Origin of the sequence: Pseudomonas atagonensis (genome assembly GCF_011369485.1) — a bacterium.
In the GTDB taxonomy this organism is placed as follows: Bacteria; Pseudomonadota; Gammaproteobacteria; order Pseudomonadales; family Pseudomonadaceae; genus Aquipseudomonas; species Aquipseudomonas atagonensis.
This window is the reverse complement of the sequence record NZ_VXCA01000022.1, coordinates 23,366-44,042: the sequence shown is the minus strand read 5'-3', so window position 1 is coordinate 44,042 and position 20,677 is coordinate 23,366. Positions and strand designations below refer to the sequence as shown.

The following is a 20,677-nucleotide window of genomic DNA, read 5'->3' as shown; positions in this document are numbered from 1 at the left end:
CTGGCCGGTCGTCGCACCGGCACAGGCCCCGCAAGGATGCGGGTTCAACAGCAAACCCGCACTCGGCGGGAGCTGACCGGCCGTTTTCATCGACGGCTCTATATGCAAATCCGCACGGCATGCCATGGGCGCCGGAAAAAGTCATTTGCAAAAGTCCGGATATTCCTTAGAATATGCGGCCTTTCGGGCACCCATGCCCGCTGTGCATTTAGATTTGCAGCACCGACTACAGGAACGATGTTCACATGCTAACAATCCGTCTTGCCCTTGGCGGCTCCAAAAAGCGCCCGTTTTACCACCTGACCGTAACCGACTCGCGTAACCCGCGTGACGGCTCCCACAAAGAACAGGTTGGCTTCTTCAACCCTGTTGCCCGTGGTCAGGAAATCCGTCTGTCCGTGAACCAAGAGCGCGTTGCCTACTGGCTGAGCGTTGGTGCACAGCCTTCTGAGCGTGTTGCTCAGTTGCTGAAGGAATCTGCCAAGGCTGCAGCCTGAGCAGTATGAGCGCGACGCCAGAAAAAGCTGATGACCTGATCGTTGTCGGCAAGATTTTTTCGGTTCACGGCGTTCGCGGCGAGGTGAAGGTCTTTTCCTTTACCGATCCGATTGAAAACCTGTTGGATTACCGCAACTGGACGCTTCGGCGCGAAGGCGTGGTCAAGCAGGTCGAGCTGGTCAGCGGCCGATCCACTCAAAAGGATCTGGTTGCCAAGCTCAAAGGCCTCGATGATCGTGATGAAGCGCGTCTTCTGAGCGGTTATGAGATTTGCATCTCTCGAAGCCTTTTGCCCAACCTGACAGGCGACGAGTACTACTGGTACCAGTTGCAGGGTCTGAGCGTCATCAACCAGGACGAGCAATTGTTCGGCAAGGTTGATCACCTGTTGGAGACCGGCGCGAACGATGTATTGGTGGTCAAGCCCTGCGCGGGCAGCCTGGATGATCGCGAGCGGTTGTTGCCCTATACGGAGCAATGCGTGCTGGCAATCGACCTGGAAGCTGGCGTGATGCGGGTGGAATGGGATGCGGACTTCTAAGCAATGGCCAGCCTGCGCGTAGACGTCATAACGTTGTTCCCCGAGATGTTCTCGGCCATCAGTGAATACGGCATTACCAGTCGAGCGGTCAAACAGGGGCTCTTGCAGCTGACCTGTTGGAATCCGCGGGATTACACGACGGATCGGCATCACACTGTGGACGATCGCCCGTTTGGCGGTGGTCCGGGCATGGTGATGAAGATCAAACCCCTGGAAGATGCTCTGGTTCAGGCCAAGGCAGCAGCCGGGGAGGCGGCGAAGGTGATTTACCTGTCCCCCCAAGGCCGTCAGCTGACTCAGTCGGCGGTACGCGAACTGGCGAAATCGGATGCATTGATCCTGATTGCCGGTCGCTATGAAGGCATTGACGAGCGTTTTATTGAGGCTCATGTCGATGAAGAGTGGTCGATTGGTGACTATGTGTTGTCTGGCGGCGAGCTGCCGGCCATGGTCATGATCGATGCGGTTACACGACTGCTGCCCGGAGCTTTAGGGCATGCGGATTCCGCTGAGGAAGATTCCTTTACGGATGGTCTGCTGGATTGCCCGCACTATACCCGACCTGAGGTGTATGCGGATCAGCGTGTTCCCGACGTGTTGCTGAGTGGCAATCACGCGCATATCCGGCGTTGGCGTTTACAGCAGTCCCTTGGTAGGACCTATGAACGACGCGCCGATCTTCTGGAAAGCCGCTCGCTTTCTGGAGAAGAGAAGAAGCTGCTCGAGGAATACATCCGCGAGCGGGACGATAGTTAACAACGTATCGATGGTAGATCAGTTGATTTACCTTAGGAGCACAGCATGACCAACAAAATCATCCTTGCACTCGAAGCAGAGCAGATGACCAAAGAAATCCCTACCTTTGCCCCGGGCGACACCATCGTCGTTCAGGTGAAAGTGAAGGAAGGCGATCGTTCCCGTCTGCAAGCGTTCGAAGGCGTTGTAATCGCCAAGCGTAACCGCGGCGTGAACAGTGCGTTCACCGTTCGTAAAATCTCCAACGGTGTTGGCGTAGAACGTACTTTCCAGACCTACTCTCCGCAGATCGACAGCATGGCTGTTAAACGTCGCGGTGACGTACGTAAAGCCAAGCTGTACTACCTGCGCGACCTGTCGGGTAAAGCAGCTCGCATCAAGGAAAAACTGGCTTAAGTCCAGCTTCCGATGCAGAAAAAAGCAGCCTACGGGCTGCTTTTTTGTTGCCTGCAATTTATCCACAGCATTTTTGTTTCAGGCCAGATCCATGACCACTCGTGACCAGGAAATCCAGCGCCGCACCGAACTCTCGGTGACCCGCGTAACCAAAGCCGTCTTCCCGCCAACCACCAATCACCACAACACCCTCTTCGGCGGCACTGCGCTGGCGTGGATGGACGAAGTGTCGTTCATCACCGCCACGCGTTTTTGCCGTTTGCCGCTGGTGACTGTGTCGACTGATCGCATCGACTTCAACCACGCGATCCCGGCCGGCTCGATCGTCGAGCTGGTGGGAAAGGTGATCAAGGTCGGTAACACCAGCCTCAAGGTCGAGGTGGAAGTGTTTGTTGAAAGCATGAGCTGTGATGGGCGCGAAAAGGCGATCCACGGTCAGTTCAGCTTTGTTGCCATTGATGACGACAAGCGACCTGTGCCGGTGCTGCCGGGCTTTGCTGTCTGATTTGATCCCGAGTCGTGCCATTCGCGTGCAAGCCCGCTCCCACAGCGGGCGTGTCGATCACAAAAATTGTGTCGGGCACAGAATCTGTGGGAGCGGGCTTGCTCGCGAAGGCGTCAGATCAGGCGCTGCTCTCAGGCTGAATCAAAGCGAGCAACGTCCAACCCGACGCCGGCTTCAGCGCCGTCTCCGGCGTCACCACGTGCACCCAGTCACTGTCATCGCGCATGAACAGCAGGGTCGCCCGATTGCCATGCAGCGCCTGGTAATCCTCCCAGCCAAAACCATCCGTCAACGTTGTGCTGTACAACTCGGCCCCCTGTCCCATCTGGCTGGCCAGCTTCGTATAGGTGAACGCTTCGCTACCCAGTTGATTGCCACGATGTTCGAGGCTGGCGCGATGTTTGTCGCTGCGTCGACTTTCCTGGCCGCTGGCCAGGCCGAACAGGCGCTGATGGCCGAAGTCATGGCGAAAGCGCATCGCCGCCAGCGTGTTGAGTTCACCCGACGGCGACAGCGCCAGCAAATGCCCCAAACCGACCAGATCCAGATGCGCATCGGCATGCTGCGAGGCCGGGTTGCCGAAGTACGTCGGCAAGCCTTCCATGCGCGCCGCCCGAATGTTTTCCCAGCTCGAATCGGTGAGTAATACCCGACTGCCGAGTTGCTGCAATGATTTGCCGAGCAGGCGCGCCGGGCCATTGGCACCAACAATCAGGAAGCCGCTGGGCGCGGGTTCAGCGACATTGAGCATGCGCGCCAATGGCCGCGCGGTGGCGCTTTGCAGCACCACGGTGCCGATAATCACGGCGAAGGTCAGCGGCACCAGCAGCAGGGCGCCTTCGTGACCTGCTTCATCCAGACGAATGGCAAAAATCGCCGAAACCGCCGCCGCGACGATCCCGCGCGGCGCGATCCAGCACAACAGGGCGCGCTCGCGCCAGTTCAGACTGGAGCCGGCGGTGCTCAGCAAGACGTTCAGCGGCCGGGCGATCAGTTGAATCACCAGCAGCAAAATCAGCACCAGCGGGCCAAGGCCAATCAAGGCGTTCAAGTCCAGGCGAGCTGCCAGCAGAATGAACAGGCCAGAGATCAGCAGGACGCTGAGGTTTTCCTTGAAGTGCAGGATGTGCCGCACGTCCACGCCTTTCATGTTGGCCAGCCACATGCCCATCAGCGTCACTGCCAGCAGGCCCGACTCGTGCATGACTTCGTTGGCCGCGATGAAAATCCCCAGCACTGCCGCCAGCGAGGCGAGGTTATGCAGGTATTCCGGCAACCACTGGCGACGGATGATCGTGCCGAGCAACCAGCCGCCGGCGATGCCGAAGACGCTGCCGCACAGAATCACACCGCCAAAGGTCAACAGGCTCTGTTTGAGGCCATGCCCTTCGGCGCTGGCGATGATGAAGCTGTAAACCACCACCGCGAGCAGCGCGCCGATCGGATCGATGACGATGCCTTCCCAGCGCAGGATGTTGGCAATCGACGCCTTGGGGCGCACCACCCGCAGCATCGGCACAATCACCGTCGGGCCGGTGACCAGCGTCAGGCTGCCGAACAGGATGGCTAGCATCCAGTCGAAGCCCAGCAGAAAGTGCGTCGCGACCGCGATGACGATCCAGGTGGAAATCGCGCCGACGGTCACCAATCGATGCACCACGCTTCCAATCTCGCGCCATTCCGAGAGGTGCAGCGTCATGCTGCCTTCGAACAGAATCAGCGCCACCGCCAACGACACCAGCGGCATCAGCAGCGGCCCGAACATTTCCTGCGGATCGAGCCAGCCCAGTACCGGGCCGACCAGAATGCCAGTCAGCAACAAAAACAAAATCGCCGGCAGCTTCAGGCGCCAGGCCAGCCACTGACAACCCAGCGCCGCCGCGCCGATCCCGCCAAAGGCCAATAGAATTTGCTGCTCGTTCATTGATGCTCCCTGTTCCTTGAAATAGCGGGCTATGAAAGACTAGCGGCGATTTCAACCGTTCACTCTTTATTTGTACGCAGTGCCTGCGCCTGCGTGTCTTGAGCGCCCATGCCTGCCATCGACCACCCGCTGATTGACCAATTTCTCGACGCCCTGTGGCTGGAAAAAGGCCTGTCCGACAACACCCGCGACGCTTATCGCAGCGATCTGGCCCTGTTCAATGGCTGGTTGCAGGAGAAAAACCTCGAGCTGGCCAACGCCGGACGTGAGCTGATTCTCGATCACCTGGCCTGGCGGCTGGAACAGAACTACAAGCCGCGCTCCACCGCGAGATTTCTCTCCGGTGTGCGTGGCTTTTATCGTTATCTGCTGCGTGAAAAGCTCATCAGCGTCGATCCGACCTTGCGTGTCGACATGCCGCAGTTGGGTAGGCCATTGCCCAAATCCCTGTCGGAAGCCGACGTCGAAGCCTTGCTGAAGGCGCCCGATCTGAGCGAATCCATCGGCCAGCGTGACCGCGCCATGCTCGAAGTCCTTTATGCCTGCGGCCTGCGGGTGACCGAACTGATCAGCCTGACCCTGGAACAGGTCAACCTGCGTCAGGGCGTATTGCGGGTGATGGGCAAGGGCAGCAAAGAGCGCCTGGTGCCGATGGGCGAGGAGGCGATTGTCTGGGTCGAGCGTTATATGCGCGATGGTCGCAGCGAACTGCTCGGCGGGCGGCCCAGCGATGTGCTGTTTCCCAGCCAGCGCGGCGAGCAGATGACGCGCCAGACGTTCTGGCACCGTATCAAGCATCAGGCCAAGGTCGCCGGGATCGGCAAATCGCTGTCGCCGCATACCCTGCGCCATGCGTTTGCCACGCACCTGCTCAACCACGGCGCGGACTTGCGCGTGGTGCAGATGCTGCTCGGGCACAGTGACTTGTCGACCACGCAGATTTACACCCACGTCGCCCGCGCCCGCTTGCAGGATCTGCATGCCAAACATCATCCGCGTGGCTAAAACATCCACCAATGTTGGAATACTGATCTGTGGCGAGGGAATTTATTCCCGTCCGACTGCGCAGCAGTCGCTAATCCGGCTGGCTCGTTTTTCCTGGTAACTCGCAGTGGATGTTTTTGGGGCTGCTTCGCTACCCAACGGGGATAAATCCCCTCGCCACAATAATGTGTGTCAGTTGGTCTGAGTGTCTTGTATCAGGCGCATTCGGCCACCGTGTTCTTATGTGTTAGGCTTTGCCGGTTTGCACGATGGACGGTTATGACCCGGTGTTCCGGCACGGGCGTTCTGACCGATCCATTTGTCCGCCTTCAGGAGTTATCATGCGTCTGACCCAGATTTTCGCCGCCGCAGCCATTGCGTTGGTCAGCACCTTTGCCGTCGCCGATGACGCGGCCGACAAAGCGATTCGTCAAAGCCTGGAAAAACTCGAACTCGAGGTTCCGGTCGAAAGCATCAGCGCCAGCCCGTTGCCGGGCATGTACGAAGTCAAACTCAAGGGCAGCCGCGTCCTCTACGCCAGCGCCGATGGCCAGTACATCGTTCAGGGCTACCTGTTCCAGCTCAAGGACGGCAAACCGGTCAACCTGACCGAGAAGACCGAACGCCTGGGCATCTCCAAACTGATCAACGCCATTCCGGTTGCCGAAACCGTGGTCTACCCGGCTGTGGGCGAAACCAAATCGCACATCACCGTGTTCACCGACACCACCTGCCCGTACTGCCACAAACTGCACGCCGAAGTGCCGGAGCTGAACAAGCGTGGCATCGAGGTGCGTTACGTGGCGTTCCCGCGTCAGGGCCTCGGCTCGCCAGGTGACGAGCAACTGCAAGCGGTGTGGTGCTCGAAAGACAAGAAAGCTGCCATGGACAAAATGGTCGATGGCAAGGAAATCAAAGCCGCCAAGTGCGAGAACCCGGTTTCGAAACAGTTCGCTCTCGGTCAGTCGATCGGCGTGAATGGCACACCGGCCATCGTTTTGGCCGACGGACAAGTCATTCCGGGCTACCAGCCTGCGCCACAAGTCGCCAAACTGGCGCTGGGCGCGAAGTAATTCGCATCGTCACGGTCAGCCTTTGACGATCATGGTCCGGCAGCAGCACCGCCGGGCCATTAATAGAGAGCCGCGAGCACGCGGTTGTTTTCCGGCCGACCCTGAGTCGGCCGTTTTATGGGGAGTTCACAGTGAATCCGGTCAAAGTAGGCATCTGTGGGTTAGGGACCGTCGGTGGCGGAACCTTCAACGTACTTCAGCGCAACGCCGAGGAAATTGCTCGTCGTGCCGGGCGTGGAATCGAAGTGGCACAAATTGCCATGCGCACGCCAAAGCCTCAGTTCCAGACGACCGGTATTGCGATTACCAACGATGTCTTCGAAGTGGCCACGAACCCTGAGATCGACATCGTCATAGAGCTGATGGGCGGCTACACCGTTGCCCGCGAGCTGGTACTCAAGGCCATCGAGAATGGCAAGCATGTGGTCACCGCGAACAAGGCTCTGATTGCCGTTCACGGTAATGAAATTTTCGCCAAGGCACGCGAGAAAGGCGTAATCGTGGCGTTCGAAGCGGCGGTGGCTGGTGGCATTCCGGTGATCAAGGCGATCCGTGAAGGCCTGTCCGCCAACCGCATCAACTGGGTTGCCGGGATCATCAACGGCACCGGTAACTTCATCCTCACCGAAATGCGCGAGAAGGGTCGTACCTTCGAAGACGTGCTGGCCGAAGCGCAGGCGCTGGGCTATGCCGAAGCCGATCCGACCTTCGACGTCGAAGGCATCGACGCGGCGCACAAGCTGACGATTCTGGCCTCCATCGCGTTCGGCATTCCGCTGCAGTTCGACAAGGCTTACACCGAAGGCATCACCAAGCTGACCACCGCCGACGTGAACTACGCCGAAGCGCTGGGCTACCGCATCAAGCACCTCGGTGTGGCACGCAGCACCGCCGCCGGCATCGAGCTGCGCGTACACCCGACGCTGATCCCGGCCGATCGCCTGATCGCCAACGTCAATGGCGTGATGAACGCGGTGATGGTCAACGGTGACGCTGCCGGTTCGACCCTGTTCTACGGCGCTGGCGCCGGCATGGAGCCGACCGCTTCGTCGGTGATCGCCGATCTGGTGGATGTGGTTCGCGCCATGACCTCCGACCCGGAAAACCGCGTGCCGCACCTGGCCTTCCAGCCAGATTCGCTGTCGGCCCATCCGATCCTGCCGATCGAAGCCTGCGAAAGCGCCTACTACCTGCGCATTCAGGCCAAGGATCATCCGGGCGTACTGGCTCAGGTGGCGAGCATCCTCTCGGAGCGCGGCATCAACATCGAGTCGATCATGCAGAAGGAAGTCGAGGAACACGACGGTCTGGTGCCAATGATCCTGCTGACCCACCGCGTGGTCGAGCAGCGCATCAACGACGCGATCGCCGCCCTCGAAGCGCTGGCCGGCGTGAATGGTCCGGTCGTACGGATCCGCGTCGAGCACCTGAACTAAGTCGTCATCGTTCACCGGGCCCGTGCGCGTGCCCGGCATTGCGAACACTCTCCATTGGAGTCAGTCATGCGTTACATCAGTACCCGCGGCCAGGCACCGGCCCTGAATTTCGAAGACGTCCTGCTGGCCGGTCTCGCCACCGACGGCGGTCTGTACGTCCCGGAAAACCTGCCACGCTTCACCCAGGAAGAAATCGCTTCCTGGGCTGGCCTGCCGTATCACGAGCTGGCCTTCCGCGTCATGCGCCCGTTTGTCACCGGCAGCATCCCCGACGCCGATTTCAAAAAGATTCTTGAAGAAACCTACGGTGTGTTTGCCCACAATGCCGTTGCGCCGCTGCGTCAGCTGAACGGCAACGAATGGGTGCTCGAGCTGTTCCACGGCCCGACCCTGGCGTTCAAAGACTTCGCCCTGCAATTGCTTGGTCGTCTGCTCGATTACGTGCTGGAAAAGCGCGGCGAGCGCGTGGTCATCGTCGGCGCCACCTCCGGTGACACCGGTTCGGCCGCCATCGAAGGCTGCAAGCACTGCGAAAACGTCGACATCTTCATCCTGCACCCGCACAACCGTGTGTCCGAGGTGCAGCGTCGCCAGATGACGACGATTTTCGGTGAGAACATCCACAACATCGCCATCGAAGGCAACTTCGATGACTGCCAGGAAATGGTCAAGGCGAGCTTCGCCGATCAGAGCTTCCTCAAAGGCACGCGTCTGGTCGCCGTGAACTCGATCAACTGGGCGCGGATCATGGCCCAGATCGTTTACTACTTCCACGCAGCCCTGCAGTTGGGCGGCCCGGCGCGTTCGGTGTCGTTCTCGGTGCCAACCGGCAACTTCGGCGACATCTTCGCCGGTTACCTGGCGCGCAACATGGGCCTGCCGATCAACCAGTTGATCGTCGCCACCAACCGCAACGACATCCTGCACCGCTTCATGAGCGGCAATCAGTACGTCAAGGAAACCCTGCACGCCACCCTGTCGCCGTCGATGGACATCATGGTCTCGTCGAACTTCGAACGCCTGCTGTTCGACCTGCACGGTCGCAACGGCGCGGCGATTGCCGGTCTGATGGACTCGTTCAAGAAGGACGGCAGCTTCAGCGTCGAGCAAGAGCGCTGGACCGAAGCACGCAAACTGTTCGACTCGCTGGCCGTGGATGATGCGCAAACCTGCGAAACCATTGCCGAAGTTTACGAGCAGACAGGCGAAGTGCTGGATCCGCACACCGCTATCGGCGTCAAGGCTGCACGCGAATGTCGTCGCAGCCTCGACATCCCGATGGTGATTCTGGGCACGGCCCATCCGGTGAAATTCCCGGATGCGGTGGAAAAGGCCGGTGTAGGAAAAGCTCTCGAACTACCTGCACATCTTTCTGATTTGTTTGAGCGAAACGAGCGCTGCACCGTTCTGCCAAACGAGCTGAAAGCCGTGCAAGCCTTTGTCAGTCAGCATGGCAACCGCGGCAAGCCGCTTTAATCCGAAAAACCTGTCACATTTTGAAGCCCGTCTCCTGACGGGCTTTTTTGTTTCTGCTGCCACACTGCTCGGGTTTTCACCCACGAAGGACGGGTGAGTCGATCACGAAGGAAGTGGCAATGCTGTTTGAACGAGGATTGAAACCGGCCCTGAGCCGGGTGCTTTTGTGGGTGTTGATCGGGTTGGGGCAATCGAGCATGGCGGCTCAGTTGGCCCTGCACGAGGGCGCGGCATTAAACCCGACGCCATCGATAGCGCTTGATGAACACGAGCGCCAGTGGATCAAAAATAATCCGCAGGTGACCGTGGCATCTGTGCAATATCCGCTGTACCTGTTCCAGGACAAACACGGCCACTGGAGCGGTTTGAACAACGATGTGCTGGGCCGCATCAGTGCCATGACCGGTCTGATGTTTGTTCATCAGGAGTCGTTCTCCACCGATCAGATGCTTGAACGTCTGGAAAAGGGCACGGCGGATATCAGCACAACGTTGGCGGTGAATGAGGAGCGTAAAAGGTTCCTCGATTTCAGCCATGCGTTCGGTGGCGCCGGCTGGGTGTTTGTCGGGCGTGCCGATCAACCGACAATCGGCTCGCTGGAGCAGTTGGCCAAGCGAGTGCTGGTATTGCCGGCACGGCACGCTCTGGAGGGCGTGCTGCGACGCAACTATCCGTCCATCGAGATTCGTTCGGTCAAGACCCATGCCGAAGCCCGTGCGCTGGTAGAAAGCGGCGACGCTTACGCCACCATTGAGAACGAAATCGGAGCGCAATTGTTTCCTTCCGGGTTGCTCAAGGTCGGCGACCTGCTGGAAGGCAAGTGGGAGGCCGATCATCTGGCCGTGCGCAAAGGGCAACCAGAGTTGCTGAGCATCCTCAACAAAGCCCTGGAGGCGTTCCCCCCGGCAGAGTTGCGGGCAATCCGTCTGAAATGGCTGAACGGCATCTCGCCGGTCGCGCAGCCCTCGCTCTGGCAGCAGGTCATCGATTGGGGTTGCTGGGTGATGGGGATTGTCGGCGTATTCGGTCTGCTCTCGATGGTCTGGAATCGTCGTCTCAGTGCGGTGATCAAAAAGCAGCGTGAAGCCGAGCGAAGTCTGGGTGATCAACTGGCATTCCAGCACGCGTTGTTCGATGCCATGCCTGACCCGATGTTTGTCCGCGATCTGCAGGGCCGGTTGCTCAAATGCAACCGCAGTTATGAGGACGCACTGTCGATTCGTTTCGATCAGGTGCAGGGGCGCTCGCTGCTCGAAGTTGATGCGCTGCCTGAAGCCACTTCGCTGATGCTGCACGACGAATTCATGGTGCAACTCAATACCCGCAAGACGCGCTTCAGCAAACGTCAGCTGCAGTTCAAGAACGGGCCTCGCGAGATTTATCAGTGGACTGTGCCGTTCTACAGTGCCGACGGCAGTTTGCGCGGGCTGTTGGGTGGCTGGACGGACATCACTCAGCGGCGCAAAAACAGTGACTGCCGATGCCTGCAATGAAGTAAGGAAGTTTCCTTCACGACTTGGCTACTTTTCCGATGGGAGGCTGAAGACGGCTGCCCTAGAGTGAGGGGCAACGGCGGTGAGAGTCCGCGATTGTCGTGTCAGAGGTCGTCCATGCGCTCGCTCAAAGTCCTGATTCTTGAACACAACCCGTTTCAACTGATGGCACTGCACCAGATGCTCAACGCAATGGGCATCTACGACGTCATGACGGCGCCGTCGCTGGCATCGGCGTTGCGTTCGTTGGGGCATCGTGGTGCGGTCGACATCGCGATCTGCGATCCGCAACTCAAAAGAGGCGAGGGCATGGCGCTGATCCAGCATCTGGCCTTTCAGCAACGGGCGCGCGCCGTCATTCTGCTGGGCAGTGTTATTCCTAGCCTGACCGAAGGGCTCGACGCGATCGTTCGCGAACACGAGTTGTGCCTGCTGGGGCGACTGCAGACGCCGGTGTCTGCGGTACTGATGAGGGGCCTGGTGGACGAGTACCTGCGCTCGACCCGACGGGCAGTCAATATTTGAAGCGGACGGTTATTTTTCTGTCATCTGCACACGGCATGCTCTGAAAGACCGGTGACTCTCAGGGAAGAAGCCCGGCAGGCAGAACTTTCTTCTCGGGCTGGCGGTCATTTATTGTGGACACGCCCCAGGCACACAGTTTTCGGACTATTGAGTGGAGATCGAGATGGAAAGTATCAGTCTATTGCTCGGTGAGGCTCTGAGCCCGTATCAGGTAACGCTGACCCCTCGCGGCATCAAGGGCGAATGCCTGGTGACGTTGAAGAACAGCAACGGCGCCATCGTCGTGGAACGCGAATTCAATCGGGCGCAATTGAGCGACAAACGTCTGCTGACCGATGTGGTCGACGGCTTGCACCGTGACGTCCTTATTGCCGAAGGGCGACTGGAGCCCTGCGTGATCGCGGCCCTGCGCAACGCGGCATTGGACAAGCGTCCACTGCTCTGAAAATGAAATATTTTTTGTGGGAACCTTCCTGCATACCTGTCAGTCAGACCCCATAACAGCAGGATCAAGCATTGTGCTCCGGTGCTTGTCGCTTGCTGCTACGGGTCCTTTGTAGACCACGTTTAACCCCGAGTCGTCTCCCCACTTCTCGGGGTTTCTTTTGTCCGCTGTTTGCTCATTGCGCTGCCTGACGCTCGAAAAACGAGCGTGCTTCTTCCAGATAATCGACTTGCCGCTCCGGATCCAGCCAGTCTGCGTACAACTGATTGAGATGGTCGTGAGGCAGGGTGCGCAGCAAGTGATTGATCTCGACAATGGCCTGACGGCCCTGAGTGGTGTCGGAGCAGGCGACGTAACCCGAGATGTATTTCCCCGTGCCCTGAATGGCATAAAACTCCAGTTCATCCTCGGCAATCTGTGCCTGTTTCGCCTGATAGCGGATCTCCGGCCAGTAACCCAGCACCACCGCCAATCGCCCCAGACGCTGCATCGACAACAAATTGCTCAACGCATCATTGCCGTAGTGCAGCGTCAGTGCACCGCTGGGGGCGTGGTGCAGGATCTCGTCGATGAATTCGCCGTAGCTGCGCTGAGCGACGACACCGACTTTGCTTCCTCCACCGGCCAACAGCGCCGAAAGATCCACCTCACCCTGCACCAGGTAAGGCGCCAGCACGTCACGATCCTTGCGCCGTATCACCAGACCGTTGCTCACCGCGCGAATCGCCGGAATCGAATAGGCAACCCACTGCGCGCGTTCTTTGTTCCATAACAGCGCGGGGTCGCAGGCGAAGGGATTCTCGTGAAGCATTTGCAGACCGCGGGCACGATTGACCCGCATCAGTGTGTGTTCGTATTGCGGCATGCCGGCGATGAGCAACGGCATCAGGTGGTCGATCACACCCTGGCCCTTTTTCGGGCCTTCGAAAATGGTCAACGGCGGTAGGTCGCGCAGCAACCAGATCAGCGTCGGTCTGGCCTGCGCGCCAGCCGACAAGACCAGCAGAAACAGCAAGCCGAACACCCGCCACGTCCACCAGTGGTGGGCGCGGTTGGCGTTCGATGGCGATCGAAGCTTCAGCTTAAATGGCTCCGTCTTCGCGCAGCCGGGCGATCTGTGTCTCGTCGTAGCCAAGATCGGTAAGTACCTGCGCATTGTGTTCACCCAGCTGCGGTCCGACCCATTCGGAGGAGCCCGGTGTCTCAGAGAGTTTCGGCACGATGCCGGGCATCTTGAAGTCTTTGCCGTCCGGCAGTTTTGCCTGCAGGAACATCTCCCGCGCCAGGTACTGCGGATCGTTGAACATGTCTTCGGCACTGAAAATCCGGCTGGCCGGCACCTCGGCCTTATTGAGCAGGTCGAGCACGCTTTGCAGGGGCAGCGAATTGACCCAACGATCAATCACCCCATACAACTCGTCGCGGCGGCTGTCACGGCCGTCGTTGCTGGCCAGCGTCGGGTCGTTGGCCAGATCTTCACGACCGATGATCAGCATGAAGCGTTTGAAAATCGCATCGCCGTTGGCGCCGATCTGCACGTGTTTGCCGTCGGCGCTGGTGTGGATCGACGACGGCGTAATGCCGGGCATGATGTTGCCGGTGCGTTCTCGGATGAACCCGAACACATCGAATTCCGGAACCATGCTTTCCATCATCGCGAAAATCGCTTCGTACAGCGCCACGTCGACCACCTGGCCGAGTCCACCGTTGACTTCGCGATGACGCAACGCCATCAGCGCACCGATCACGCCCCACAGCGCAGCAATCGAATCACCGATGGAAATGCCGGTGCGTACCGGCGGGCGGTCCTCGAAACCGGTGATGTAGCGCAAACCGCCCATGGATTCGCCGACGGCACCGAAGCCTGGCTGATCCTTCATTGGCCCGGTCTGGCCGAAACCGGACAGGCGGACCATCACCAGTTTCGGGTTCAGCGCGTGCAGCGTTTCCCAGCTCAGGCCGAGTTTTTCCAGCACACCGGGGCGGAAGTTCTCGATCAGGATGTCGGCTTCACTGAGCAGTTTTTTCAGGATCGCCAACCCGTCGGGATGCTTGAGGTTCAGCGTCAGCGATTTCTTGTTACGCGCCTGGACGAACCACCACAAGGACGTGCCTTCATACAATTTGCGCCACTTGCGCAGCGGATCGCCGCCATCGGGCGATTCGATCTTGATTACTTCGGCGCCGAACTCGCCGCAGATGCGCGAGGCAAACGGCCCGGCAATCAACGTACCCAGTTCAATGACTTTCACGCCGCTGAGCGGCTTGCTGGAAAACGGCATGCTGAATCCTGTAGGACAAGGTTGAGCGGATACAGCGTTTTAACATAGCCGGCTGTCAGGCGCCGCAGGTTGATCGCCATCAATTCGATGATTGCCTACAGCATCGGTTAGACTTGCCGACTTTCCCCCGTATCAAGAAGCCCGTTCATGGCCCAGCCGTCCACCACGTATAAATTCGAACTGAACCTCACCGACCTCGACCGCAGCGTCTACGAGAGTGTCAAGCAGACCATCGCCCGTCACCCTTCGGAAACCGAAGAGCGTATGACCGTGCGGTTGCTGGCCTACGCCCTCTGGTACAACGAACAACTGTCGTTTGGCCGTGGTCTGTCAGACGTGGATGAACCTGCGCTGTGGGAAAAAAGCCTGGACGACCGCGTCCTGCACTGGATCGAAGTCGGTCAGCCGGACGCCGATCGCCTGACCTGGTGCTCGCGTCGCACCGAGCGTACCAGCCTGCTGGCCTACGGCAGCCTGCGCGTCTGGGAAACCAAAGTGATCCCGGCGATCAAGAACCTGAAAAACGTCAACATTGCTGCGGTCCCGCAAGAAGTGCTGGAGACCCTGGCCAAGGAAATGCCCCGCGTCATCAAGTGGGACGTGATGATCAGCGAAGGGACGATCTTCGTCACCGACGACCGTGGTCAGCACGAAGTCCAGTTGCAATGGTTGCAAGGTGAGCGCGGCTGATCCTGCGCTGCCAAACGATTAATCCCACGTATTCAAGAGAAGTATCCGTCACCCCATGCGTATCGAACCTCGTCAACTGCCTGCCACTCTGCCATTTCTCGGTGACATTCCGCCGCTGCTGACCCGCCTCTACGCGGCGCGGGGCGTGCAGTCCGAAGCGGAGCTGGACAAGAGCCTGGCGCGGTTGATCCCGTTCCAGCAGCTCAAAGGCATCGATGCGGCGGTGGACTTGCTGGTGACGGCGCTGGAACAGCGTCAGCGCATCCTGATCGTCGGTGACTTCGACGCGGACGGCGCGACGGCCAGCACTGTCGGCATGCTCGGCTTGCGCTTGCTGGGCGCGGCGCATGTCGATTATCTGGTGCCCAACCGCTTCGAATATGGCTACGGCCTGACCCCGGAAATCGTTGAAGTCGCGCTGACCCGCGAGCCACAGTTGTTGATCACCGTGGACAACGGTATTTCCAGCGTTGAGGGTGTGGCGGCAGCGAAACGCGCAGGCCTGAAGGTGTTGATTACTGATCACCACTTGCCCGGCGATGAACTGCCGCTGGCCGATGCGCTGGTCAATCCGAACCAGCCGGGTTGCGAGTTCCCGAGCAAGGCACTGGCCGGGGTCGGGGTGATTTTTTATGTGTTGATGGCGTTGCGCGCGCGCTTGCGCAGCCTCGGCTGGTACGAAAACAAGCCGCAGCCGAACATCGGCGAACTGCTTGATCTGGTGGCGCTGGGCAGCGTTGCCGACGTCGTGCCGCTGGACGCCAACAACCGGATTCTGGTGCATCAGGGGCTGGAACGGATTCGTGCCGGGCGCGCGCGACCGGGTATCAAGGCAATTCTTGAAGTGGCCAAGCGTGATGCCGCGCGGATCACTTCTACCGATCTGGGCTTCATCGTCGGCCCGCGTCTGAACGCGGCAGGACGCCTGGATGACATGAGCCTGGGCATCGAGTGCCTGCTCACCGCCGACGCCAATCTCGCCCGAGAAATGGCCGCGCAGCTGGACGGCATGAACCAGGATCGCAAATCCATCGAGCAGGGCATGCAGCGCGAAGCGCTGGCCCAACTCAAGGACTTGCCGGTGGAGTCGATGCCGTTTGGTCTGTGCCTGTTCGACCCGGAGTGGCACCAGGGGGTGATCGGCATTCTCGCGTCGCGCATGAAAGAGCGCTATTTCCGCCCGACCATCGCCTTCGCCGATGCCGGTGATGGGCTGCTCAAAGGCTCGGGGCGCTCGGTGCAGGGTTTCCACATCCGTGATGCGCTGAGTGTGGTGGCAGCGCAACATCCGAACCTGATTGCCAAATACGGTGGCCACGCGATGGCGGCCGGACTGACCTTGCCGCAGGAGAATTTTCCGCTGTTCGCCGAGGCCTTTGACGCTGAAGTGCGTAGGCAACTTCGCGAAGAAGACCTGACCGGGCGCATGTTGTCGGACGGCACCCTGGCGGTCGAAGAGTTTCACCTCGAACTGGCCCGCGCCTTGCGCCACGCCGGGCCTTGGGGGCAGCACTTCCCGGAGCCGCTGTTCCACGGCGTGTTCCAGTTGGTCGAGCAGCGAGTGGTCGGCGAGCGTCATCTGAAAGTGGTGCTGAAAAGCGAATGTGGCTCGGTGAAACTCGATGGCATCGCGTTCGGTATCGATCGCGACATCTGGCCGAATCCAACGATTCAATGGGTTGAGCTGGCTTACAAACTCGACGTCAACGAGTTCCGTGGCAACGAAACCGTTCAGTTGATGATTGCCCACATCGAACCGCGCTGATTCATTAGCGAGCAAGCTCGCTCCCCCATTTGAAATGCATTTCCATGTGGGAGCGAGCTTGCTCGCTAAAGCATTCTTTCACACACTGAATCACTCTGAACCCTCCTTCATCCCCGGTTGTCGACTAGGCTCTAAGCACTGCTTGATTGGCCTTGTGACGTCTTGTCGAATTTTTTACCCGCGGGGGCGGGTGCTGCACCTTTTCCTGTCACTCGTCGACTTTTCAAACAGAACCCTGGAGCCTGCCCACTGATTTGAGAGGTGCCCCATGAGTCTGCTGCTTGAACCCTTTATCCTGCGCCAACTGACCCTGCCCAACCGCATCGCCGTGTCACCCATGTGCCAGTACTCAAGTGTCGATGGCCTGGCCAATGACTGGCATCTGGTGCACCTCGGCAGTCGTGCGGTGGGCGGTGCCGGGCTGGTTTTCACCGAAGCCACGGCGGTCACGGCCGACGGGCGGATCACCGCCGAAGATCTTGGCCTGTGGAACGACGAACAGATCGAACCACTGCAACGCATTACCCGATTCATCAACGCCCAAGGCGCAGTCGCCGGCATTCAACTGGCCCACGCCGGGCGCAAGGCCAGCACTCATCGGCCGTGGATCGGCAAACACGGCAGCGTCAAACCGGACGACGGCGGCTGGACCCCGGTGGGGCCATCGCCGATTGCTTTCGATCCGCAACACACGCAACCGAAACAGCTCGATGAAGGGCAGATCGCCGAGGTCATCCAGGCCTTTGTTGCGGCCGCCAAACGTGCGCTGGCCGCCGGTTTCAGCGTGGTCGAGGTGCATGCCGCTCACGGCTATCTGTTGCACCAGTTTCTCTCGCCGCTGAGTAATCAACGGCGCGATCAGTACGGAGGTTCGTTCGAAAACCGCATTCGTCTGGTGCTGCAAGTTACCGAAGCGGTACGTGCTGTCTGGCCGCAAGAGTTGCCGGTGTTCGTACGAGTGTCGGCCACCGATTGGGTCGAGGACGGCTGGAACCCGGACGAAACAGTGGAGCTGGCGCGACGTCTGCACACACTGGGTGCTGACCTGATCGACGTTTCCTCGGGCGGCACAGCGGCTAACGCAGAGATTCCCGTGGGGCCCGGTTACCAGACGCGTTTCGCCGAGCGCGTACGCAAAGAGTCAGGCATCGCCACCGGCACTGTCGGAATGATTACCGAGCCGGCTCAGGCCGAACACATCCTGCGCACCTGTCAGGCCGATATCATTTTCCTCGCCCGTGAACTGCTGCGTGATCCGTACTGGCCGCTGCATGCCGACGATGATCTGGGCGGCCGCAAAGCGGTGTGGCCGGCGCAATATCAGCGGGCGACCCATCGTGATCAGCCGATTCGCGAGTCTGATCTGCGCGATTGATTTTCAAGCCTTTGCCAGCCTATAAAACCCGCCATTGAACCGGCGGGTTTTTTCTTGCCTGCGGTGTGTGGATGACAGGGAAATCGACGATGTTGATTGAGCGAGAACTGACCGAGCACGACTTGCCGCTGCTGGCGCAGATCGATCGCAGCGAGCGGGTCGAAGAATGCTATCGCGTGGAAAACGGGGCGCTGGTTTTATATCCGGCACGATTCGACATGCGCGGCTGGCCCGAAGGGGAGGCCGAAGAAAACGCGCTGACGCTGGAGCAGTGCCTGCGGCGCGGTGGCTGGCTGTACGGGGTTTTCGAAGCGGAGATGTTGGTGGCGGCGGTGGTTGTGGATAACCGGGTTATTCACAATCAGGGGCTGACGATGCGGCAATTGAAGTTTTTGCACATCAGCCATGATTACCGGGGGCAGGGGGTTGGCGTGAGCTTGTTCAAACTGGCCTGTAAGCATGCCCGACAGTCAGGCGCCGAGGCCTTGTATGTCTCGGCCACGGAATCACGAAATACCGTGGAGTTCTATCAGCGTCAGGGTTGCCGGTTGGTTGATCACCCGGACCCCGGGTTGTTTGACCAAGAACCCAAAGACATACATCTGTATTGCCCGCTGACCTGACGCAGTTGCTTCAATATCCGAGGTTGAATGTTCTGACGCTTTCGCGAGCAAGCCCGCTCCCACTCTGGTCACGTGTCGCTTACAAACTGTGTAATCGACCGAGATCCAGTGTGGGAGCGGGCTTGCTCGCGAGGAGGCCCGTGCAGGCGCCTCAAATCATCAAGGATACTTACGCTTGTCCGGCGCTGGCGGGAAGTACTGGTACAGCCAGGTCTCGCTCAGCGTGCGGTCGTTGGTGCGGATGAACAAGCGCAGCTCCACCGGCTCGACGCTGTCATTGGTCGGGTACCAGTCGAACAGGATCCGGTAGCCCTTGATGTCGTCCAGCACCAGTACGCTGAAGTCCTGCACCTTGCCGTTGGAGCACGTCACCACCGGCTCGATCCCGGTGCCCTGCGGCAAGCGGTCCAGACCGCCACCGGTGAAGTCCACGGCAAAACGACGCGCCCAGACCGGCGGGTAATGCTCGCCCGGTGCCCAGCCTTCGACGAAGCCGCCCATGCCCGAGCGCGTTGCATGTACTCGCGCCAGCGGCGTACCCACGGGTGGCAGAGCACTCCAGTAGAGTTTGTAGCCGTAGTTCAGCGAATCTCCGGCAGCCACCGGTTTTTTCGGTGTCCAGAACGCCACGATGTTATCGAGGGTCTCGCCGGTTGTAGGAATCTCCAGCAGGTCGATGGAGCCTTCGCCCCACGCGGTCGTAGGTTCTACCCACAGGCTCGGACGCTTGCTGTACCAGTCGACGGTGTCCTGATAATTGGCGAATTCGTGATCGGTCTGTACCAGACCGAAACCCTTCGGGTCGGTATCGGCAAAGGCGTTGAACTGCAGGGTCGCCGGGTTGTTCAGCGGGCGGCAGATCCACTCGCCGTTGCCGCGCCACATCGCCAGACGATCCGAATCGTGAATTTGCGGGTGAATGGTGTCGCACATGCGACGCTCGTGGGTGCCGCAGCTGAACATGCTGGTCATCGGCGAGATGCCCAGTTGTTCGATGGCGGTACGTGCATTGATGTGCGCATCGACTTCCATCACCACGCGCTCGGCCTGGCAATCGATGTCGAAACGATACGCGCCAGTGGCGCTCGGCGAGTCGAGCAGGGCGTAGACCACAAAACGCGTGGCGTTCTGATCCGGCGTCTCGAACCAGAATTTGGTGAAGTCGGGGAATTCTTCGCGTTTTTTGGCGTAAGTGTCGATCGCCAGACCGCGCGCGGAGAGGCCATATTGGCCAGTGGCGTCCACTGCACGGAAATAACTGGCGCCGAGGAAAGACACCACGTCGTGGCGATCCAGTTCCGGTGCCTTGAACAATTTGAAACCGGCAAAACCCAGATCACCCTTGAGCTGTTGCGTATCGACCGAGGTGTTTTCGTAGTTGAACAGTGCCGGACGGAAATGCACCTCACGGGCGGTGCGGGTCTTCGGATCGACGCTGTACATGCGTACCGGCTGACGGAAGCCCATGCCGACGTGGAAGAACTGCACGTCCAGTTGACCCTTGTTCTCCTTCCACAACGAATGTTCGCCGTCGTAGCGGATCGCATTGAAGTTTTGCGGGGTCATGGTTGCCAGCGTCGGCGGCAGCACCTGTTTGGTGTCTTGATACGCAGTGCCGGCCAGTTGCTTGGCCTGACGCTTCAGCGCTTCGAAATCAAAGGCCTGAGCCTCGCCATCGGCGGCGCCGCCGTTGGCTGCCCAGGCACGGGTGGCCAGCAGGCCCGTAGCCGATAGACCGGTGTAAGCCGCAATGGCCATGGACGCTTTGAGCAAATTCCTGCGGTGCATAAATACAACCTGTCTTGTGCAATCCCGCGCCTTTCCTGGCACGTGCTGGATCAGAAATAACGGTTCGGACAAGCCTTCGGCCAAACGCAACGGACTATAAAC

The 20,677-nt window shown here is 59.5% G+C and carries 20 protein-coding genes; 16 read left to right on the top strand and 4 right to left on the bottom strand.

Going from position 1 to position 20,677, the window contains the following annotated elements; all coding sequences use genetic code 11:
- Positions 1-245: 245 nt before the first annotated feature.
- The 5 genes from rpsP to F2P67_RS14350 all read left to right on the top strand — a co-directional run bounded on the left by rpsP (position 246) and on the right by F2P67_RS14350 (position 2,696).
- Positions 246-497, top strand: coding sequence for a 30S ribosomal protein S16 (rpsP, locus tag F2P67_RS14370; protein WP_003185073.1), 252 nt, complete (start codon positions 246-248; stop codon positions 495-497).
- A gap of 5 nt (positions 498-502) precedes the next feature.
- Positions 503-1,039 (top strand): ribosome maturation factor RimM, encoded by a 537-nt coding sequence (rimM, locus tag F2P67_RS14365; RefSeq protein ID WP_047601381.1) that lies wholly within the window; start codon positions 503-505, stop codon positions 1,037-1,039.
- 3 nt (positions 1,040-1,042) lie between these two features.
- On the top strand, positions 1,043-1,795 hold the full coding sequence (trmD, locus tag F2P67_RS14360) for a tRNA (guanosine(37)-N1)-methyltransferase TrmD (RefSeq protein WP_003221981.1): 753 nt from the start codon (positions 1,043-1,045) through the stop codon (positions 1,793-1,795).
- Positions 1,796-1,840: 45 nt separating this feature from the next.
- A complete protein-coding gene (gene rplS / locus F2P67_RS14355) occupies positions 1,841-2,191 on the top strand; it encodes a 50S ribosomal protein L19 (protein WP_003175895.1) in 351 nt (116 codons plus the stop codon).
- Between the two features lie 91 nt (positions 2,192-2,282).
- On the top strand, positions 2,283-2,696 hold the full coding sequence (locus F2P67_RS14350; RefSeq protein WP_166221098.1) for an acyl-CoA thioesterase: 414 nt from the start codon (positions 2,283-2,285) through the stop codon (positions 2,694-2,696).
- A 118-nt stretch (positions 2,697-2,814) separates the two neighbouring features.
- Here the strand turns inward: F2P67_RS14350 and F2P67_RS14345 are convergent, their stop codons facing one another.
- The gene (locus tag F2P67_RS14345; protein ID WP_166221097.1) at positions 2,815-4,620 is read right to left on the bottom strand and encodes a cation:proton antiporter; all 1,806 of its coding nucleotides are present in this window, start codon (positions 4,618-4,620) and stop codon (positions 2,815-2,817) included.
- Positions 4,621-4,728: 108 nt separating this feature from the next.
- On the opposite strand from F2P67_RS14345, the gene xerD reads away from it, so the two are divergent.
- The 7 genes from xerD (at position 4,729) to F2P67_RS14310 (ending at position 12,052) form a co-directional block, all read left to right on the top strand.
- A complete protein-coding gene (gene xerD / locus F2P67_RS14340) occupies positions 4,729-5,625 on the top strand; it encodes a site-specific tyrosine recombinase XerD (protein ID WP_166221096.1) in 897 nt (298 codons plus the stop codon).
- Positions 5,626-5,945: 320 nt separating this feature from the next.
- The gene (dsbC, locus tag F2P67_RS14335; protein ID WP_166221095.1) at positions 5,946-6,677 is read left to right on the top strand and encodes a bifunctional protein-disulfide isomerase/oxidoreductase DsbC; all 732 of its coding nucleotides are present in this window, start codon (positions 5,946-5,948) and stop codon (positions 6,675-6,677) included.
- A gap of 131 nt (positions 6,678-6,808) precedes the next feature.
- Positions 6,809-8,113, top strand: coding sequence for a homoserine dehydrogenase (locus F2P67_RS14330; protein ID WP_007908972.1), 1,305 nt, complete (start codon positions 6,809-6,811; stop codon positions 8,111-8,113).
- Between the two features lie 66 nt (positions 8,114-8,179).
- Positions 8,180-9,589 carry a threonine synthase gene (thrC, locus tag F2P67_RS14325; protein ID WP_166221094.1) on the top strand — a complete coding sequence of 470 codons (1,410 nt, stop codon included), beginning with the start codon at positions 8,180-8,182 and terminating at the stop codon, positions 9,587-9,589.
- A gap of 119 nt (positions 9,590-9,708) precedes the next feature.
- A complete protein-coding gene (locus F2P67_RS14320; protein ID WP_166221093.1) occupies positions 9,709-11,082 on the top strand; it encodes a transporter substrate-binding domain-containing protein in 1,374 nt (457 codons plus the stop codon).
- 117 nt (positions 11,083-11,199) lie between these two features.
- The gene (locus F2P67_RS14315; protein ID WP_166221092.1) at positions 11,200-11,607 is read left to right on the top strand and encodes a response regulator; all 408 of its coding nucleotides are present in this window, start codon (positions 11,200-11,202) and stop codon (positions 11,605-11,607) included.
- Between the two features lie 163 nt (positions 11,608-11,770).
- Positions 11,771-12,052: a DUF3509 domain-containing protein gene (locus F2P67_RS14310; RefSeq protein WP_166221091.1), complete on the top strand. Its 282-nt coding sequence runs from the start codon at positions 11,771-11,773 to the stop codon at positions 12,050-12,052.
- 175 nt (positions 12,053-12,227) lie between these two features.
- Here the strand turns inward: F2P67_RS14310 and F2P67_RS14305 are convergent, their stop codons facing one another.
- Together F2P67_RS14305 and F2P67_RS14300 are read right to left on the bottom strand one after the other, a co-directional pair.
- A complete protein-coding gene (locus F2P67_RS14305) occupies positions 12,228-13,208 on the bottom strand; it encodes a TIGR02285 family protein (RefSeq protein ID WP_166221090.1) in 981 nt (326 codons plus the stop codon).
- Positions 13,135-14,334, bottom strand: a complete 1,200-nt coding sequence (locus F2P67_RS14300; RefSeq protein WP_166221089.1) for a CaiB/BaiF CoA transferase family protein — start codon at positions 14,332-14,334, stop codon at positions 13,135-13,137. Before F2P67_RS14300 ends, F2P67_RS14305 begins: the two co-directional genes overlap by 74 nt.
- A 147-nt stretch (positions 14,335-14,481) precedes the next feature.
- Here F2P67_RS14300 and F2P67_RS14295 point away from each other — a divergent pair, with 147 nt between their 5' ends.
- The 4 genes from F2P67_RS14295 to F2P67_RS14280 all read left to right on the top strand — a co-directional run bounded on the left by F2P67_RS14295 (position 14,482) and on the right by F2P67_RS14280 (position 18,787).
- Positions 14,482-15,024: a YaeQ family protein gene (locus F2P67_RS14295; RefSeq protein ID WP_166221088.1), complete on the top strand. Its 543-nt coding sequence runs from the start codon at positions 14,482-14,484 to the stop codon at positions 15,022-15,024.
- Between the two features lie 55 nt (positions 15,025-15,079).
- Positions 15,080-16,789 (top strand): single-stranded-DNA-specific exonuclease RecJ, encoded by a 1,710-nt coding sequence (gene recJ / locus F2P67_RS14290; protein ID WP_166221087.1) that lies wholly within the window; start codon positions 15,080-15,082, stop codon positions 16,787-16,789.
- Positions 16,790-17,057: 268 nt separating this feature from the next.
- Positions 17,058-18,164, top strand: a complete 1,107-nt coding sequence (locus tag F2P67_RS14285) for an NADH:flavin oxidoreductase/NADH oxidase (RefSeq protein ID WP_166221086.1) — start codon at positions 17,058-17,060, stop codon at positions 18,162-18,164.
- Positions 18,165-18,253: 89 nt separating this feature from the next.
- On the top strand, positions 18,254-18,787 hold the full coding sequence (locus F2P67_RS14280) for a GNAT family N-acetyltransferase (protein ID WP_166221085.1): 534 nt from the start codon (positions 18,254-18,256) through the stop codon (positions 18,785-18,787).
- Positions 18,788-18,946: 159 nt separating this feature from the next.
- On the opposite strand, the gene F2P67_RS14275 is transcribed toward F2P67_RS14280, so the two are convergent.
- Positions 18,947-20,575 carry a glucan biosynthesis protein D gene (locus F2P67_RS14275; protein WP_166221084.1) on the bottom strand — a complete coding sequence of 543 codons (1,629 nt, stop codon included), beginning with the start codon at positions 20,573-20,575 and terminating at the stop codon, positions 18,947-18,949.
- Between the last annotated feature and the right edge of the window lie 102 nt (positions 20,576-20,677).

Coding starts and splice junctions, on each gene's coding strand:
- rpsP (WP_003185073.1), top strand. CDS start 246: ATGCTAACAATCCGTCTTGCCCTTGGCGGCTCCAAAAAGCGCCCGTTT.
- rimM (WP_047601381.1), top strand. CDS start 503: ATGAGCGCGACGCCAGAAAAAGCTGATGACCTGATCGTTGTCGGCAAG.
- trmD (WP_003221981.1), top strand. CDS start 1,043: ATGGCCAGCCTGCGCGTAGACGTCATAACGTTGTTCCCCGAGATGTTC.
- rplS (WP_003175895.1), top strand. CDS start 1,841: ATGACCAACAAAATCATCCTTGCACTCGAAGCAGAGCAGATGACCAAA.
- F2P67_RS14350 (WP_166221098.1), top strand. CDS start 2,283: ATGACCACTCGTGACCAGGAAATCCAGCGCCGCACCGAACTCTCGGTG.
- F2P67_RS14345 (WP_166221097.1), bottom strand. CDS start 4,620: ATGAACGAGCAGCAAATTCTATTGGCCTTTGGCGGGATCGGCGCGGCG.
- xerD (WP_166221096.1), top strand. CDS start 4,729: ATGCCTGCCATCGACCACCCGCTGATTGACCAATTTCTCGACGCCCTG.
- dsbC (WP_166221095.1), top strand. CDS start 5,946: ATGCGTCTGACCCAGATTTTCGCCGCCGCAGCCATTGCGTTGGTCAGC.
- thrC (WP_166221094.1), top strand. CDS start 8,180: ATGCGTTACATCAGTACCCGCGGCCAGGCACCGGCCCTGAATTTCGAA.
- F2P67_RS14320 (WP_166221093.1), top strand. CDS start 9,709: ATGCTGTTTGAACGAGGATTGAAACCGGCCCTGAGCCGGGTGCTTTTG.
- F2P67_RS14315 (WP_166221092.1), top strand. CDS start 11,200: ATGCGCTCGCTCAAAGTCCTGATTCTTGAACACAACCCGTTTCAACTG.
- F2P67_RS14310 (WP_166221091.1), top strand. CDS start 11,771: ATGGAAAGTATCAGTCTATTGCTCGGTGAGGCTCTGAGCCCGTATCAG.
- F2P67_RS14305 (WP_166221090.1), bottom strand. CDS start 13,208: ATGCGCAGGTACTTACCGATCTTGGCTACGACGAGACACAGATCGCCC.
- F2P67_RS14300 (WP_166221089.1), bottom strand. CDS start 14,334: ATGCCGTTTTCCAGCAAGCCGCTCAGCGGCGTGAAAGTCATTGAACTG.
- F2P67_RS14295 (WP_166221088.1), top strand. CDS start 14,482: ATGGCCCAGCCGTCCACCACGTATAAATTCGAACTGAACCTCACCGAC.
- recJ (WP_166221087.1), top strand. CDS start 15,080: ATGCGTATCGAACCTCGTCAACTGCCTGCCACTCTGCCATTTCTCGGT.
- F2P67_RS14285 (WP_166221086.1), top strand. CDS start 17,058: ATGAGTCTGCTGCTTGAACCCTTTATCCTGCGCCAACTGACCCTGCCC.
- F2P67_RS14280 (WP_166221085.1), top strand. CDS start 18,254: ATGTTGATTGAGCGAGAACTGACCGAGCACGACTTGCCGCTGCTGGCG.
- F2P67_RS14275 (WP_166221084.1), bottom strand. CDS start 20,575: ATGCACCGCAGGAATTTGCTCAAAGCGTCCATGGCCATTGCGGCTTAC.